This is a genomic window from Neorhizobium sp. T25_13 (genome assembly GCF_002968675.1).
Lineage (GTDB): Bacteria > Pseudomonadota > Alphaproteobacteria > Rhizobiales > Rhizobiaceae > Neorhizobium > Neorhizobium tomejilense.
Map to the genome: position 1 here is coordinate 560,947 of NZ_PVBI01000002.1, position 13,077 is coordinate 574,023.

Annotated in this window: 13 protein-coding genes; 8 read left to right on the forward strand and 5 right to left on the reverse strand. The window is 63.0% G+C overall.

The features are described from left to right. Window positions 1-26 precede the first annotated feature (26 nt). The 3 genes from C5J22_RS06320 to C5J22_RS06330 are packed head-to-tail and all read left to right on the forward strand — an operon-like array spanning window position 27 to window position 4,416. Window positions 27-1,811 carry a gamma-glutamyltransferase family protein gene (locus C5J22_RS06320; RefSeq protein WP_105437563.1) on the forward strand — a complete coding sequence of 595 codons (1,785 nt, stop codon included), beginning with the start codon at window positions 27-29 and terminating at the stop codon, window positions 1,809-1,811. A 2-nt stretch (window positions 1,812-1,813) separates the two neighbouring features. Further along, a complete protein-coding gene (locus tag C5J22_RS06325) occupies window positions 1,814-2,578 on the forward strand; it encodes a DUF1028 domain-containing protein (protein WP_105437564.1) in 765 nt (254 codons plus the stop codon). A gap of 26 nt (window positions 2,579-2,604) precedes the next feature. Next, window positions 2,605-4,416: an ABC transporter ATP-binding protein gene (locus C5J22_RS06330; RefSeq protein WP_105437666.1), complete on the forward strand. Its 1,812-nt coding sequence runs from the start codon at window positions 2,605-2,607 to the stop codon at window positions 4,414-4,416. 10 nt (window positions 4,417-4,426) lie between these two features. On the opposite strand, the gene C5J22_RS06335 is transcribed toward C5J22_RS06330, so the two are convergent. After that, window positions 4,427-5,266: a helix-turn-helix transcriptional regulator gene (locus C5J22_RS06335; RefSeq protein ID WP_105437565.1), complete on the reverse strand. Its 840-nt coding sequence runs from the start codon at window positions 5,264-5,266 to the stop codon at window positions 4,427-4,429. A gap of 99 nt (window positions 5,267-5,365) precedes the next feature. On the opposite strand from C5J22_RS06335, the gene C5J22_RS06340 reads away from it, so the two are divergent. Next, complete coding sequence (locus C5J22_RS06340) at window positions 5,366-6,253, forward strand: SDR family oxidoreductase (RefSeq protein WP_105437566.1); 888 nt, start codon at window positions 5,366-5,368, stop codon at window positions 6,251-6,253. 4 nt (window positions 6,254-6,257) lie between these two features. Here the strand turns inward: C5J22_RS06340 and radC are convergent, their stop codons facing one another. After that, window positions 6,258-7,061, reverse strand: a complete 804-nt coding sequence (gene radC / locus C5J22_RS06345; protein WP_105437567.1) for a DNA repair protein RadC — start codon at window positions 7,059-7,061, stop codon at window positions 6,258-6,260. A gap of 3 nt (window positions 7,062-7,064) precedes the next feature. After that, window positions 7,065-7,901, reverse strand: coding sequence for a type I methionyl aminopeptidase (gene map, locus C5J22_RS06350; RefSeq protein ID WP_046667929.1), 837 nt, complete (start codon window positions 7,899-7,901; stop codon window positions 7,065-7,067). 176 nt (window positions 7,902-8,077) lie between these two features. Here map and C5J22_RS06355 point away from each other — a divergent pair, with 176 nt between their 5' ends. Both C5J22_RS06355 and C5J22_RS06360 read left to right on the forward strand, forming a co-directional pair. Continuing rightward, window positions 8,078-8,326: a type II toxin-antitoxin system Phd/YefM family antitoxin gene (locus tag C5J22_RS06355; protein ID WP_105429835.1), complete on the forward strand. Its 249-nt coding sequence runs from the start codon at window positions 8,078-8,080 to the stop codon at window positions 8,324-8,326. After that, a complete protein-coding gene (locus C5J22_RS06360) occupies window positions 8,316-8,597 on the forward strand; it encodes a type II toxin-antitoxin system RelE/ParE family toxin (protein ID WP_105437568.1) in 282 nt (93 codons plus the stop codon). The genes C5J22_RS06355 and C5J22_RS06360 overlap by 11 nt, the downstream gene beginning before the upstream one ends. On the opposite strand, the gene sfsA is transcribed toward C5J22_RS06360, so the two are convergent. Continuing rightward, window positions 8,573-9,301 carry a DNA/RNA nuclease SfsA gene (gene sfsA / locus C5J22_RS06365; RefSeq protein ID WP_105437569.1) on the reverse strand — a complete coding sequence of 243 codons (729 nt, stop codon included), beginning with the start codon at window positions 9,299-9,301 and terminating at the stop codon, window positions 8,573-8,575. The genes C5J22_RS06360 and sfsA overlap by 25 nt on opposite strands. An 11-nt stretch (window positions 9,302-9,312) precedes the next feature. Continuing rightward, window positions 9,313-11,160, reverse strand: coding sequence for an alpha/beta hydrolase (locus C5J22_RS06370; RefSeq protein WP_105437570.1), 1,848 nt, complete (start codon window positions 11,158-11,160; stop codon window positions 9,313-9,315). A 122-nt stretch (window positions 11,161-11,282) separates the two neighbouring features. On the opposite strand from C5J22_RS06370, the gene C5J22_RS06375 reads away from it, so the two are divergent. Together C5J22_RS06375 and C5J22_RS06380 are read left to right on the forward strand one after the other, a co-directional pair. Next, on the forward strand, window positions 11,283-11,684 hold the full coding sequence (locus C5J22_RS06375; protein ID WP_105437571.1) for a hypothetical protein: 402 nt from the start codon (window positions 11,283-11,285) through the stop codon (window positions 11,682-11,684). A gap of 145 nt (window positions 11,685-11,829) precedes the next feature. Beyond that, the gene (locus tag C5J22_RS06380) at window positions 11,830-13,047 is read left to right on the forward strand and encodes an LL-diaminopimelate aminotransferase (RefSeq protein ID WP_038542482.1); all 1,218 of its coding nucleotides are present in this window, start codon (window positions 11,830-11,832) and stop codon (window positions 13,045-13,047) included. Window positions 13,048-13,077 lie beyond the last annotated feature (30 nt).

The following is a 13,077-nucleotide window of genomic DNA, read 5'->3' on the forward strand; positions in this document are numbered from 1 at the left end:
AAGCATGATTTGAAAGGACCAACACAATGACTGAGTTCACCACACGGCCGGAAATCCTCGGCACGTTCGGGGTCGTCACCTCGACCCACTGGATCGCCTCGGCCGTCGGCATGGCGATCCTCGAAAAAGGTGGCAATGCCTTCGATGCGGCCGTCGCGACCGGCTTCGTGCTGCAGATCGTCGAGCCGCATCTCTGCGGCCCGGGCGGCGACATGCCGGCCATCTTCTATTCGAAGAAGAAGGACAAGGTCGAAGTCATCTGCGCCCAGGGACCTGCACCGGCCGGCGCGACGATCGAGCACTATACGTCGGAAGGCCTGAAGCTGATCCCCGGCGACGGGCTGCTGGCGACCGTCATCCCCGGCGCCTTTGACGGCTGGATGTTGATGCTGCGCGACTACGGCACGATGAGCGTGCGCGACGTGCTCGAGCCGGCGATCTATTACGCCGAGCACGGCCACCCGATGCTCGCCCGCGTTTCCGCCACCATCAAGGGGCTGGCGAACTTCTTCGAGACCGAGTGGCCGACATCCTACGCGACCTGGCTTCCGGGCGGCGTGGCACCCGAAGCGCAGAGCAATTTCAAGAACCCGGTTCTGGCCGAGACATGGAAGCGTCTCATCGCCGAGGCTGAAGCCAAGACCGGCCGCGACAACCAGATCGAGGCGGCCCGGGACGCCTTCTACCGCGGCTTCGTGGCCGAGGCGATCGACCGCTACGTCTCGACGGCGGAAGTCATGGATGCGAGCGGCTCCCGCCACAAGGGTGTGCTGACCGCCGACGACATGGCCAACTGGCAGGCGACCGTCGAGGCGCCGCAGACCTACGACTATCACGACTGGACCGTTGCCAAGACGCCGGCCTGGGGGCAGGGGCCGGTGCTCCTGCAGTCCCTGGCGCTGCTGAAGGGCTTTGACCTCTCGGCGATGGATCCGGCCGGACCGGATTTCGTGCATGTCGTCGTCGAGGCCATGAAGCTCGCCTTCGCCGACCGCGAAGTCTATTACGGCGACCCGGATTTTGCCCAGATCCCGACCGAATACCTGCTCTCGGAAGGCTACAATGCCGAGCGCCGCAAGCTGATCGGCAGCCAGGCTTCGCTCGAATTGCGGCCAGGCCGCGTGCCCGGTTACGACCACCAGTTCGACCTCACCATGGGCATGCTGGCGGAAGTGAGCGGCAAGGGTGCGGTTTACGAGCCGACCATGTCGCATCTCACCGAAAAGCGCGGCGACACGGTGCATATCGACGTCATCGACCGCTGGGGCAACATGGTCTCGACCACGCCGTCGGGCGGCTGGCTGCAATCCTCGCCGATCGTGCCCGGCCTCGGTTTCGCGCTGAACTCCCGCGCGCAGATGTTCTGGCTGAAGCCCGGCCTGCCGACCTCGCTGGAACCGGGAAAACGTCCACGCACGACGCTCACCCCGTCGCTGGCCCTGCATCGGGGCCGCCCGACCTTGGTGTTCGGCACGCCCGGCGGCGACCAGCAGGACCAGTGGCAACTGCCTTTCTTCCTGCGTTATGTCCACCACAAGCCGAACCTGCAGGCGGCGATCGACATGCCGCTGTTCCACACCACGCATTTCCCCGGCTCCTTCTATCCGCGCACCAGCCAGCCTGGGAACATCATGGTGGAAAGCAATATCGGTGCCGACGTGCTCGCCGAGCTGCGCAGTCGCGGCCACCAGATCACGGTGGCGGATCCCTGGAGCGTCGGCCGCCTGACCGCGGCCCGCCGCGACGCCGACGGATTGCTGCGGGCGGCGGCAACGCCGCGCCTGATGCAGGCCTATGCGGTCGGGAGATAGCCATGACCTGGTCCATCGTCGCACGCGATCCTGAAACGGGTCACTTCGGAATCTCGGTTGCCAGCCGCTTCTTCGCGGTCGGCGCCGCAGTGCCCCACATCAAGGGCAGGGTAGGCGCCGTCGCCACCCAGGCCTTCGTCAGCCCGCTCTACGGCACGGACGGACTGAAGCTGCTGGAAGAGGGCAAGAGCCCGCAGGAGATCATCGAGGTGCTGACGGCGCGCGATGACGGTTGCCGCCAGCGCCAGTTCCACCTGATCGATGCCAACGGCCGCAACGCCGCCTATACCGGCGAAATCTGCATCGACTGGGCAGGCCATCTGGTCGATGACAACGTCTCCGTTGCCGGCAACATGCTGGCCGGGCCGCAGGTGATCGCCGAGACGCTGCGGGTCTACAGGCAAAAGGCGGCCGAAGGCGCGCCGCTCGCCGAACGCCTGCTCGCCGCCATGGATGCCGGAGAGGCCGCCGGCGGCGACAAGCGCGGCAAGCAGTCTGCCGCCATGGTTCTCTATCGCGACCAGGATTACCCCTGGCTACGCATCAATGCCGACGATCACGCCGATCCGCTCGGCGAACTGCGCCGGCTCTACGCGGTGGCGCAGGAACGGTTCCTGCATGTCGCCGAAACCATGCCGACCCGCGAAAACCCGCACGGCATGATCGACCGACGGGTCATCGACCAGAAGATCGCCGAGCTGGAAGCCGCCCGCGAAGCGGAAGGCCGCGCCTCGGCCTCCTTTGCCACTCCCTGGAAGCCCCAATGACGGAAGCCCCCAAGACGGAAGCCCCAATGACCGAGACACCTGTTCTTTCCGTCAGGAACCTGACGACATCCTTCCTCGTCGACGGCGAATGGAAAAGCGTCGTCCGCGACGTCTCCTTCGACGTATATCCCGGTGAGACGGTCGCGATCGTCGGCGAAAGCGGCTCCGGCAAGAGCGTCACCTCGCTGTCGATCATGCGGCTGCTTGCGGCCAACACGAGCAAGATCGAGGGCAGCATCCTGCTCTCCGGGCGGGATCTCCTGTCGATCTCCGAAAAGGAGATGCGGGGCGTGCGCGGCAACGACGCCTCGATGATTTTCCAGGAGCCGATGACTTCGCTCAACCCGATCTTCACGATCGGGCGGCAAATCTCGGAAGTGCTGACGCGCCACAGGGGACTGTCGAAATCGCAGGCGCGCGCCGAAACAGTGCGGCTGCTCGAAAAGGTCCGCATCCCGAACGCCGGCGCCCGGTTCGACGACTACCCGCACCAGTTCTCTGGCGGCATGCGCCAGCGCGTGATGATCGCGATGGCCTTGGCGTCGAAGCCGAGGCTACTGATCGCCGACGAACCGACCACCGCGCTTGATGTCACCATCCAGGGACAGATCCTCGACCTGATCAAGGTATTGCAGGAAGAGGAGGGCATGTCGGTGCTCTTCATTACCCATGACATGGGCGTCGTCGCCGAGATCGCCGACCGCACCATCGTCATGTATCGCGGCGAGGCTGTCGAAAGCGGCCCGACCGAGGAGATCTTCCATCGCGGCAAGCACCCGTATACGCGGGCGCTTCTCTCCGCCGTGCCGCGGCTCGGCTCGATGCAGGACCGCAAATGGCCGACCCGTTTCCCGGTCGTCGATATCATCACCGGCGAGACCGCCGAGCCCAAGGAAGTCACCGGCACCGTCGATACCCGAAAAACCCCGGTACTGGCCGTCAAGAACCTCGTCACCCGCTTCGCCGTCCGCTCCGGCCTCTTTGCGACGCAGACGGGTTCCGTCCACGCTGTCGAGAACATTTCCTTCGATCTCTTCCAGGGCGAGACCTTGTCACTGGTCGGTGAATCGGGTTGCGGCAAGTCGACGACCGGCCGCTCGATCATGCGGCTGATCGAGCCCACCAGCGGCGACGTGGCGCTCGATGGCTACGACGTCCTGCGCCTCGACCAGACGGGCCTGCGCGACATGCGCAAGACCATCCAGATGATCTTCCAGGATCCGTTCTCGTCGCTCAATCCGCGCATGACCGTCGGCGCCGCAATCTCCGAGCCCTTCGTCAAGCACAAGCTCGGCAACGCCAAGGACGCCAGGGAAAAGACCGCCGACCTGCTCCGCAAGGTGGGCCTGTCGCCCGACATGGCAGGCCGTTATCCGCACGAATTTTCCGGCGGCCAGCGCCAGCGCATCGCCATTGCCCGCGCCCTGTCGCTCGATCCGAAGGTGATCGTCGCCGACGAAAGCGTTTCGGCACTCGACGTCTCGATCAAGGCACAGGTCTGCAACCTGCTCCTCGACCTGCAGCAGAGCCTGAACCTCGCATTCCTGTTCATCAGCCACGACATGGCGGTCGTCGAACGGGTCAGCCATCGGGTAGCGGTCATGTATCTCGGTGAGATCGTCGAGATCGGCCCGCGCGCCGCGGTGTTCGACAACCCGCAGCATCCCTATACGAAAAAGCTGATGGCCGCCGTTCCGGTGCCGGACCCGGCCCGCCGAGGCATCCGCCGGGGCATTTCCAACGACGAGTTGAAGAGCCCGGTCCGTCCGATGGGTTTCCAGCCGCCGGCCCGCCAGTACCGCGAGGTTTCCGAAGGCCACTTGGTGCAGGTGGCATGAGGGCCGGCGCTCAGGCGGCTGTCCTGCGGCTCTCGACGAGCGCCCTGATCCGCTCAGTATCGTCCGCCGTGACCGGATTGAAGATGACGAGGCCGAGGTCCGGTCGGCCGTCGACTGCGAAGGATGAATATTCGAGCATGAGATCGCCAGCCGTCTCGTGACGGAAGTGCTTGAGGCCCTCGCCATAGCTTTGGACATCGTAGTCCCGCCAGATGGCTTGGAACTCGGCGCTTGCGTTGCCGAGTTCGCCGACCAGTGCCTGCACCGCCTCCGACGCGCCGATGCGGGCCGCTTCCGCACGGAAGGCGGCGACGGCAGAACGCGCGTCACGTTCCCAGTTGACCATATGCCCCCGGACGCGGTCGTTGAGGAAGATCAGCTTCAGAATGTTGCGTTCTTCCGGCGGCAGGGTGGCATAGTCGGTCATCACCACCGCTGCCGCGTCGTTCCAGGCGATGACGTCCCAGAGCGGCGTGCGCACGACGGCTGGGCTGTAGACCAGCGAATCGAGCACGCGCTGAAGCTGCGGAGTGACAGGCTCGAAAGATCGGAAGCGCATTTCGGGCGGCCGGTGCTGCGCCAGCAGGAAAAGGTGCTCGCGCTCGGCGTCGTTCAGCGACAGGGCCTTGGCGAGCCGGTCGAGCACATCGGCGGAGGGCGCGCCGCCGCGGCCCTGTTCGAGCCAGGTGTACCAGGTGGCGCTGACATTGGCGCGCTGTGCCACTTCCTCGCGCCGAAGGCCGGGCGTGCGCCGGCGTGTCGAGGGTATTCCGAAGGCGGCCGGGCTCAATTTTGCCCGGCGGTCCTTCAGATAGTTTCCGAGAAGGTTTTCGTCCTCAATCGTCGGCATGCTCAGCCTGTTAGTACCTATACCGGTAAGTCGTCACGACTTTTTCGCGATCCGGAAAACCCTATCACAGCCTCGTCAGACAACTGAAGAGGACTATTCATGCGTGTTTTCGTAACCGGCGCGACGGGGTTCGTCGGCTCCGCCGTCGTCAAGGAACTGATCGAGGCAGGCCATCAGGTCCTGGGCCTTGCCCGTTCGGACGCTTCTGCCGAGGCACTGACGGCTGCAGGCGGCGAGGTCCATCGCGGCAACCTGGAGGATCTGGAAAGCCTGAAGGCCGGAGCTGGCCGCTGCGACGCCGTCATCCATACCGGCTTCATCCACGATTTTTCGAAATTCAAGGAAAATTGCGAGATCGACCGGCGCGCCATCGAAGCACTCGGCGGGGCTCTGGCTGGCACCGACCGCCCCCTGATCGTCACCTCCGGCACCGGTCTCCTGTCGCCGGGCCAGTTGGCAAGCGAAGAGACGCCGCCGGCCTATGGCTCCTCGGTTCCGCGCGTCTCGGAACAGACTGCACTTTCGGTGACCTGGGGTCCGCGCGTATCGATCATCCGGCTTCCGCTTTCGGTGCATGGCGACGGCGACCACGGCTTCGTCCCGATTCTCATCAACATGGCCCGTCAGAAAGGCGCTGCGGCCTATATTGGAGATGGGAGCAACCAGTGGCCCGCGGTGCATCGATTTGATGCTGCCCGTCTCTACAGGCTCGTGCTGGAAAAGGGCGTCGCTGGCGCGAGATATCATGCCGTTGCGGAGGAAGGCATTCCCTTCCGCGAGATCGCAGGCGTGATCGGAAAACGGCTGAACCTGCCGGTCGTCGCAAAATCTCCAGACGAGGCGGCCGAGCATTTCGGCTGGTTCGCGCATTTTGCGCAAATCGACAACCGGGCTTCGAGCGGCTGGACCCGGGAACAACTGGGATGGCAACCTACCCGTTTGGGACTGATCGCGGATCTGGACCGGGAAGCCTATTTCGCTGCCTGAGAACTCAGATCAGCCTCAGTCCCTTCAGGCTGACATGCCCGTCCTTGCCGATGATGATGTGGTCGTGCACCGTGATACCCAAGGGTTTTGCGGTGTCGACGATCGTCTTCGTCATGTCGATATCGGCGCGCGATGGCGTCGGATCGCCGCTCGGATGGTTGTGGACGAGGATGATCGCGGTCGCCGACAGTTCGAGCGCCCGGCGCACGACTTCGCGCGGATAGACCGGCGTATGGTCGACGGTACCACGGCCCTGCACCTCGTCGGCGATCAGCGCATTCCGCTTGTCGAGGAAGAGGATGCGGAACTGCTCGCGTGGCTCGTAGGCCATGATCGCATGGCAATAGTCGATGACCGAAGACCAGGAGGACAGGACCTGCTTGCCCCGCAATTCGCTTTTCAGCATCCGGTGACCGACGGTCGCGACGAGCTTCAGGTCGAGCGCCACCGCCTCGCCGACACCCTTGACCTCCTGCAGCAATCCGAGCGGCGCCCCCATTACTCCGGCAAGCGTTCCGAACCGGGCGATCAGCGCCTTGGCAAGCGGTTTCGTATCGCGGCGCGGGATCGACCTGAACAGCAGGAGTTCGAGGATTTCATAGTCGGCAAGTCCGGTATCGCCATGTTCGCGATACTTGGTTTTGAGGCGCTCGCGGTGCCCGTGGTAATGCGCGCCCGGTTCTTCGTCGTCCATCGAGGCCGGTTTCTTGATGGCTTTCGGCTTGGTCAGCTGTTCGGCGAAAAAGCCGCGCTCGTCCTCGATGAAGGACGTCTGTTCGTCCGGTGGAGGAGCGGAGCGGCTGGCCATCCCTTACCTCGAAAGCGGTGGCAGGCCGGGTCGGTCGAAACCTCCAGGCGACAAGGTGAAGATCTCGCAGCCGGTGGCAGTGACGCCGATCGCATGTTCGTATTGCGCTGACAGCGACCGGTCGCGGGTCACCGCCGTCCAGCCGTCGGAAAGCACCTTCACATGCGGCTTGCCGAGATTGATCATCGGCTCGATGGTGAAGATCATGCCTTCCTTCATCTCCGGACCCTCGTCGGCGCGGCCGTAATGGAGGATGTTCGGCGAGTCGTGGAAAAGCCGGCCGACGCCATGGCCGCAGAAATCGCGCACCACTGAGCAGCGTTCCGCTTCCGCATAGGTCTGGATCGCCTCGCCGATCGCGCCGGTGCGGGCGCCGGGACGCACGGCCTCGATGCCGCGCATCAGGCATTCGTAGGTGACTTCGAGCAGGCGCTCGGAGGCGCGCTTGATTCCGCCCACCGGATACATGCGGCTCGAATCCCCGTGCCAGCCGTCGAGGATATAGGTGACGTCGATATTGACGATATCGCCTTCCCGCAAAGGCTTGTCGTCCGGAATGCCGTGGCAGACGACGTGATTGATCGAGGTGCAGGAGGATTTCGTGTAGCCGCGATAGTTCAGCGTCGCCGGCAGCGCCCCGTGGTCCATGCCGAACTCGAAGACGAAGCGGTCTATCGCGTTGGTGGTGACGCCGGGCTGCACGATCGAGGCAAGCTCGTCGAGGCAGCGCGCGGTCAGCAGGCAGGCCTTGCGCATGCCGGCAAAGTCCTCCGCACCATAGAGGCGGATCGCACCCGTATTCTTCAGGGGGGCGGAAACCGCCTCGATATAGTTGACCATGGTTCTTCTCTCGCAATCTCTCCGTTCATAAAGCAGCCGGCCCCGGTTCGTCCATGGCGATCGGAGATTTCAGCGCTTTTCTTCCCGACAATCCGAACGGGATGATTTAAAGAGAGCCTTTTAAAGTGCTTCTAACAGGTCTATATAAGGTGCGAATTGGAGCACCTGGAGCCGCCATGGTCAGTATCGTCCTCGCCGAAGTCACCGCCAGCGTTTCCGAACTGAAGCGCAACCCCATGGGTACCGTCGCAGCAGGAGACGGAGCCCCCGTCGCCATCCTCAATCGCAACGAGCCCGCCTTCTACTGCGTGCCTGCAAAGGCTTACGAAGCGATGATGGACCGGTTGGAAGACCTTGAGCTCAACCTACTGGCAGACAGCCGCGCAGGCGAGACTGTCATCAAGGTAACGCTGGATGAGCTGTGAGCTCGCGTTTCTGGATGTTGCGCTGAAGGAATGGCGCAAGCTCGACTCGAACATCCGTGAGCAGTTCAAGAAGAAGTTGACCGAGCGTGTCGAAAATCCGCGCGTCGCTGCCGCCCAGCTTCATGGATCCAAGAACCGTTACAAGATTAAGCTGCGGTCCATCGGCTATCGCCTCGTCTATGAGATTCGAGATACGCAACTGGTCGTACTGGTCGTCGCCGTCGGCCGGCGAGATCGAGACGCGGTCTACAAGGCGGCTGAAAGGCGATAGCCGAGATCTTCGACCGGGATCAGCCCCGCAGGCGTTATGTCCTCCGGCGAAACGCGGCAATGCACGGCATAGGCCTCAACGCCGCGGGACTTGGCGCGCTCGAAGGCGAGCGCATAGAATGGGTCGAGATCTCCGCAGATACGGAAGCGCGAGCAGTCGTGCCGCTGGATGAGGTAGATCATCACCGCCCGGTGACCGGCCTCCGCCATATCGCCCAGCTCTTCCAGATGTTTGGCGCCGCGTTTGGTGACGGTATCGGGAAATTCCGCCAGTCCCGGTTCGCGGCAGAAATGAACGTTCTTGACCTCCACGTAAGCATTCGGCAGATCGCCATCCAGAAGCAGGAAGTCGATGCGCGAGTTGCGGCCGTAGCGCTGTTCGCGCAGGATCGTCCGATAGCCGGCAAGGCTCGGAATCAGCCCGGCGCGGATCGCCTCTTCCGTCAGCCGGTTCGGCAGGCCGGTATTGATGCCGACGCGCTCGCCGTCCACCTCGACCATCTCGAACATGTGCCGGTATTTGCGGGTGGGGCTGTCATGCAGCGATACCCAGATTTTCGAGCCCGGCGTCGTCAGCCCTCGCATCGAACCGGTGTTGGGGCAGGAGCCGGTAAACGGCGTGCCGTCCTCCAGCACGGCGTCGAACAGGAAACGCTTGTAGCGTTGCAGGAGGGTCGCAGGCACCAGCGGCGGATCGAAACGCATCGGGATAAGGATCAGACGCGCTCGAGCACGTAGGTGCCGGGCGCATCGGCAATCGCGTTGAGCGCCTTGCCGCCGGGCTTGCGGGCGGGCACGCGCTCGTCGTCCTTTGCCTCGGCCCACGCATGCCAGTGCGGCCACCAGGATCCCTTGTTTTCCTCGGCATCCGTCAGCCAGTCTTCGTACTGGCCTTCGGCCTTGCCGCCTGTCCAGTACTGGTACTTCTGCTTGTCGGGCGGATTGACGACGCCGGCGATGTGCCCCGAACCGGTCAGCACGAAATCCACAGGACCACCGAACAGCGAGGAGCCGAGAAAGACCGATTTTGGCGGCGCGATATGGTCCTCCCGGGTGGCGAGATTGTAGACCGGGATCTTGATGTCCTTCAGCGAGATCGTCTTTCCCGCGAGCTTCATCTCGCCCTTGCTCAGGTTGTTGTCGAGATAGCAGTTGCGCAGGTAATAGGCGTGGTTGGCGGCCGCCATGCGCGTGCTGTCGGAATTCCAGTAGAGCAGGTCGAAGGGCATCGGTTCCTTACCCTTCAGGTAGTTGCTGACCACATAGGGCCAGATAAGCTCGGAGGCGCGCAGCATGTTGAAGGCGGTCGCCATCTTCGAGCCGTCGAGATAGCCGATCGTGTGCATATGCTTTTCGATCGCGGCGATCTGTTCTTCGTCGACGAAGACCTTGAGATCGCCCGCATGGGTGAAATCCACCTGGGTGGTGAGGAAGGTCGCCGACGCGATGCGGCTGTTCTTCTTCTGCGCGTGATAGGCAAGCGTCGCGGCAAGCAGCGTTCCGCCGACGCAATAACCGATCGCGTTGACCTGTTTTTCGCCGGTAGCCTTCTCGACCGTAGTCAGTGCGAAATCGATCCCCTCGTGCATGTAGGATTCCCAGTCCTTCTTCGCGTGGCGTTCATCCGGATTGACCCAGGAGATCACGAAGACCGTATGGCCCTGGTCGACGCACCACTTGATGAAGCTCTTCTGCGGGTTGAGGTCGAGAATGTAGAACTTGTTGATCCACGGTGGGCAGATGAGGAGAGGACGCTTCAGCACCGTTTCCGTTGACGGCTCGTACTGGATGACTTCGCAGACCTCGCTCTGGGCGATCACCTTGCCCGGCGTCAGCGCCATATTGCGGCCGATCGCAAACTTGGTCGCGTCGGTGTGGCGCAGCCTCAGATCACCGCCCCCCGCGGCGATATCCTCGGCGAACATCTTCATGCCGGCCACCAGGTTGGCGCCATTGCTGGCGACCGTCTCGCGATACACTTCCGGATTGGTGAGAGCGAAATTGGCCGGTGAAAGGGCTGCCGTCACCTGCTTCACGTAGAAGGCGGCTTTGTGCCGGGTGTGCTCGTCGAGCCCTTCGGCTTCGTTGACCAGTTTGTCGGCCCAGGAGGCGGTGACGAGATAGAGCTGCCGGAGGAGGGCGAAGAACGGGTTCTTTGCCCAGTCATCGTCGGCAAAACGTTTGTCCTTCGGCAAGGTGTCCGCCGCGGGCTCGACCGGCTGGCCGGTGAATTGCCCGAGCGTGCGCGTCCAGATGCCGATATAGCTGGAAAACAGCAGGGTCTGGGCTTCGAGTGTCCGCTTCGGATCCGAAATCCAGTATTCGGTGACCTTGGAGAGGGTCTTCACGAGGTCGGTCATCGGGTCTGCGGCCGAATCGCCGATCTCGCCGCGTTCGCGGGGACCGAGCCATTCCGATGCCGCTTTGCCGAGATTTTCGAGCGCCCGCGCGAAGTTCATGGCGAGCGCCTGCGGGTCCTTGACCACATAGGCCTCGACCGATTTGGGGTCGAATCCCGGAAATTCCTGTCCGGTCTGCCCTTTATCGTCGGTCTTTTCCGCCACGTGCGGCCTCCCCACAGTTTGTTAGTTGTTTTCGTTTGTACATTGTGCCTGAAAGCGAATACAAGTGCCAGCGATCGGCGCCTTCAGGTGCATTGGCCGATGACGGAAACTGGGTTACGGAAATGGAAAAACTGAGGCATCGGATCGGCAGCTTACCGCTTTTCATCGGTCTTGGCGCGCTCTCTCTGCTGGCCGGCTGCAACAGCAACACCTTTGCTCTGGATGACGGTATTCCGAACACCGCACCGCCGGCCGTGGTCGTCCAGACCAAGACCGCGCCGCCGCCAGGCCCTGTCACCAGGCAGAATACCGGCGTCTATCCGACTTTCGATCCGACGCTGCGCGCCGCGGCCGAGCAGATCGAGGACGAGGATTACAACAAGTCCGAACCGCGCCTTGCGTCGCTCGCCCGCCTGCGCAGGTCGGGCTCGATCTCGGAAGCCGAATATCAGCGCCGGGTCGCCGAATACCGCAAGCTCGCCGCCGAGCATGGCAAGGACGCATTGGCCAATATCTCCAGGTAGTCCAGGCAAACCAAGTCATCCGGGCAACTCGATATCGGCAAATAGCACTTGCCTTTCGGCGCTTTTGGTCGCAAAGCAAAAAATCGCCAATCATGCGACACCGGCGCGTCGCGTCCGACGCTGCGCGCCCTCCACGGGGAGAAAGATGGAAGAGTTTCATAAAGTCCGACGCCTGCCGCCATACGTCTTCGAACAGGTCAACCGTTTGAAGGCCAGCGCGCGAGCGGGTGGCGCGGACATTATCGATCTCGGCATGGGCAATCCCGACCTTCCGACCCCGAAGGCGATCGTCGACAAGCTGTGCGAAGTGGTCCAGGACCCGCGCACCCATCGTTATTCGTCGTCCAAGGGCATTCCCGGCCTGCGCCGCGCCCAGGCTGCCTATTATGCCCGCCGTTTCGGCGTGAAGCTCAACCCGGATACCCAGGTCGTCGCGACGCTCGGCTCCAAGGAAGGCTTCGCCAACATGGCGCAGGCGATCACCGCGCCCGGCGACGTTATCCTCTGCCCGAACCCGACCTATCCGATCCATGCCTTCGGCTTCCTGATGGCCGGCGGCGTGATCCGCTCCATGTCGGTCGAACCGGACGACAGCTTCTTTCCGCCGCTTGAACGCGCGGTGAAGCATTCGATCCCAAAACCCTTGGCGCTGATCCTCAACTATCCGTCCAACCCGACGGCGCATGTCGCCTCGCTGGACTTCTATAAGGAAGTCGTGAGCTTCGCGAAGAAGCACGACATTATCGTGCTGTCGGATCTTGCCTATTCGGAAATCTATTTCGACGGCGAACCGCCACCGTCCGTGCTGCAGGTACCCGGTGCGATGGATATCGCCGTCGAGTTCACCTCGATGTCGAAGACCTTCTCCATGCCCGGCTGGCGCATCGGCTTTGCGGTCGGCAACGAACGGCTGATCTCGGCGCTGACCCGCGTCAAGTCGTATCTCGATTACGGCGCCTTCACGCCGATCCAGGTTGCCGCGACCCATGCCCTCAACGGTGATGGTTCCGACATCGCGGAAGTCCGCAACGTCTACAAGCGCCGCCGCGACGTGATGGTCGACTCCTTCGGCAAGGCCGGTTTCGAAGTGCCTCCGCCGGCAGCCACCATGTTCGCCTGGGCAAAGATCCCGGAAAAGTTCCGCCACCTCGGCAGCCTCGAATTCTCGAAGCTCCTGGTCGAAAAGGCGGATGTCGCGGTCGCGCCGGGCATCGGTTTCGGCGAGATGGGCGACGACTATGTTCGTCTGGCGCTGGTCGAGAACGAACACCGCATCCGTCAGGCGGCCCGCAATATCAAGAAGTTCCTGTCGACGGCCGACGAGACGATGCACAACGTCATCTCGCTCAACACGCGCCGCTGATCGAAACGGCATTTCCGGCGGCCCCGACGG

Coding starts and splice junctions, on each gene's coding strand:
- C5J22_RS06320 (WP_105437563.1), top strand. CDS start 27: ATGACTGAGTTCACCACACGGCCGGAAATCCTCGGCACGTTCGGGGTC.
- C5J22_RS06325 (WP_105437564.1), top strand. CDS start 1,814: ATGACCTGGTCCATCGTCGCACGCGATCCTGAAACGGGTCACTTCGGA.
- C5J22_RS06330 (WP_105437666.1), top strand. CDS start 2,605: ATGACCGAGACACCTGTTCTTTCCGTCAGGAACCTGACGACATCCTTC.
- C5J22_RS06335 (WP_105437565.1), bottom strand. CDS start 5,266: ATGCCGACGATTGAGGACGAAAACCTTCTCGGAAACTATCTGAAGGAC.
- C5J22_RS06340 (WP_105437566.1), top strand. CDS start 5,366: ATGCGTGTTTTCGTAACCGGCGCGACGGGGTTCGTCGGCTCCGCCGTC.
- radC (WP_105437567.1), bottom strand. CDS start 7,061: ATGGCCAGCCGCTCCGCTCCTCCACCGGACGAACAGACGTCCTTCATC.
- map (WP_046667929.1), bottom strand. CDS start 7,901: ATGGTCAACTATATCGAGGCGGTTTCCGCCCCCCTGAAGAATACGGGT.
- C5J22_RS06355 (WP_105429835.1), top strand. CDS start 8,078: ATGGTCAGTATCGTCCTCGCCGAAGTCACCGCCAGCGTTTCCGAACTG.
- C5J22_RS06360 (WP_105437568.1), top strand. CDS start 8,316: ATGAGCTGTGAGCTCGCGTTTCTGGATGTTGCGCTGAAGGAATGGCGC.
- sfsA (WP_105437569.1), bottom strand. CDS start 9,301: ATGCGTTTCGATCCGCCGCTGGTGCCTGCGACCCTCCTGCAACGCTAC.
- C5J22_RS06375 (WP_105437571.1), top strand. CDS start 11,283: ATGGAAAAACTGAGGCATCGGATCGGCAGCTTACCGCTTTTCATCGGT.
- C5J22_RS06380 (WP_038542482.1), top strand. CDS start 11,830: ATGGAAGAGTTTCATAAAGTCCGACGCCTGCCGCCATACGTCTTCGAA.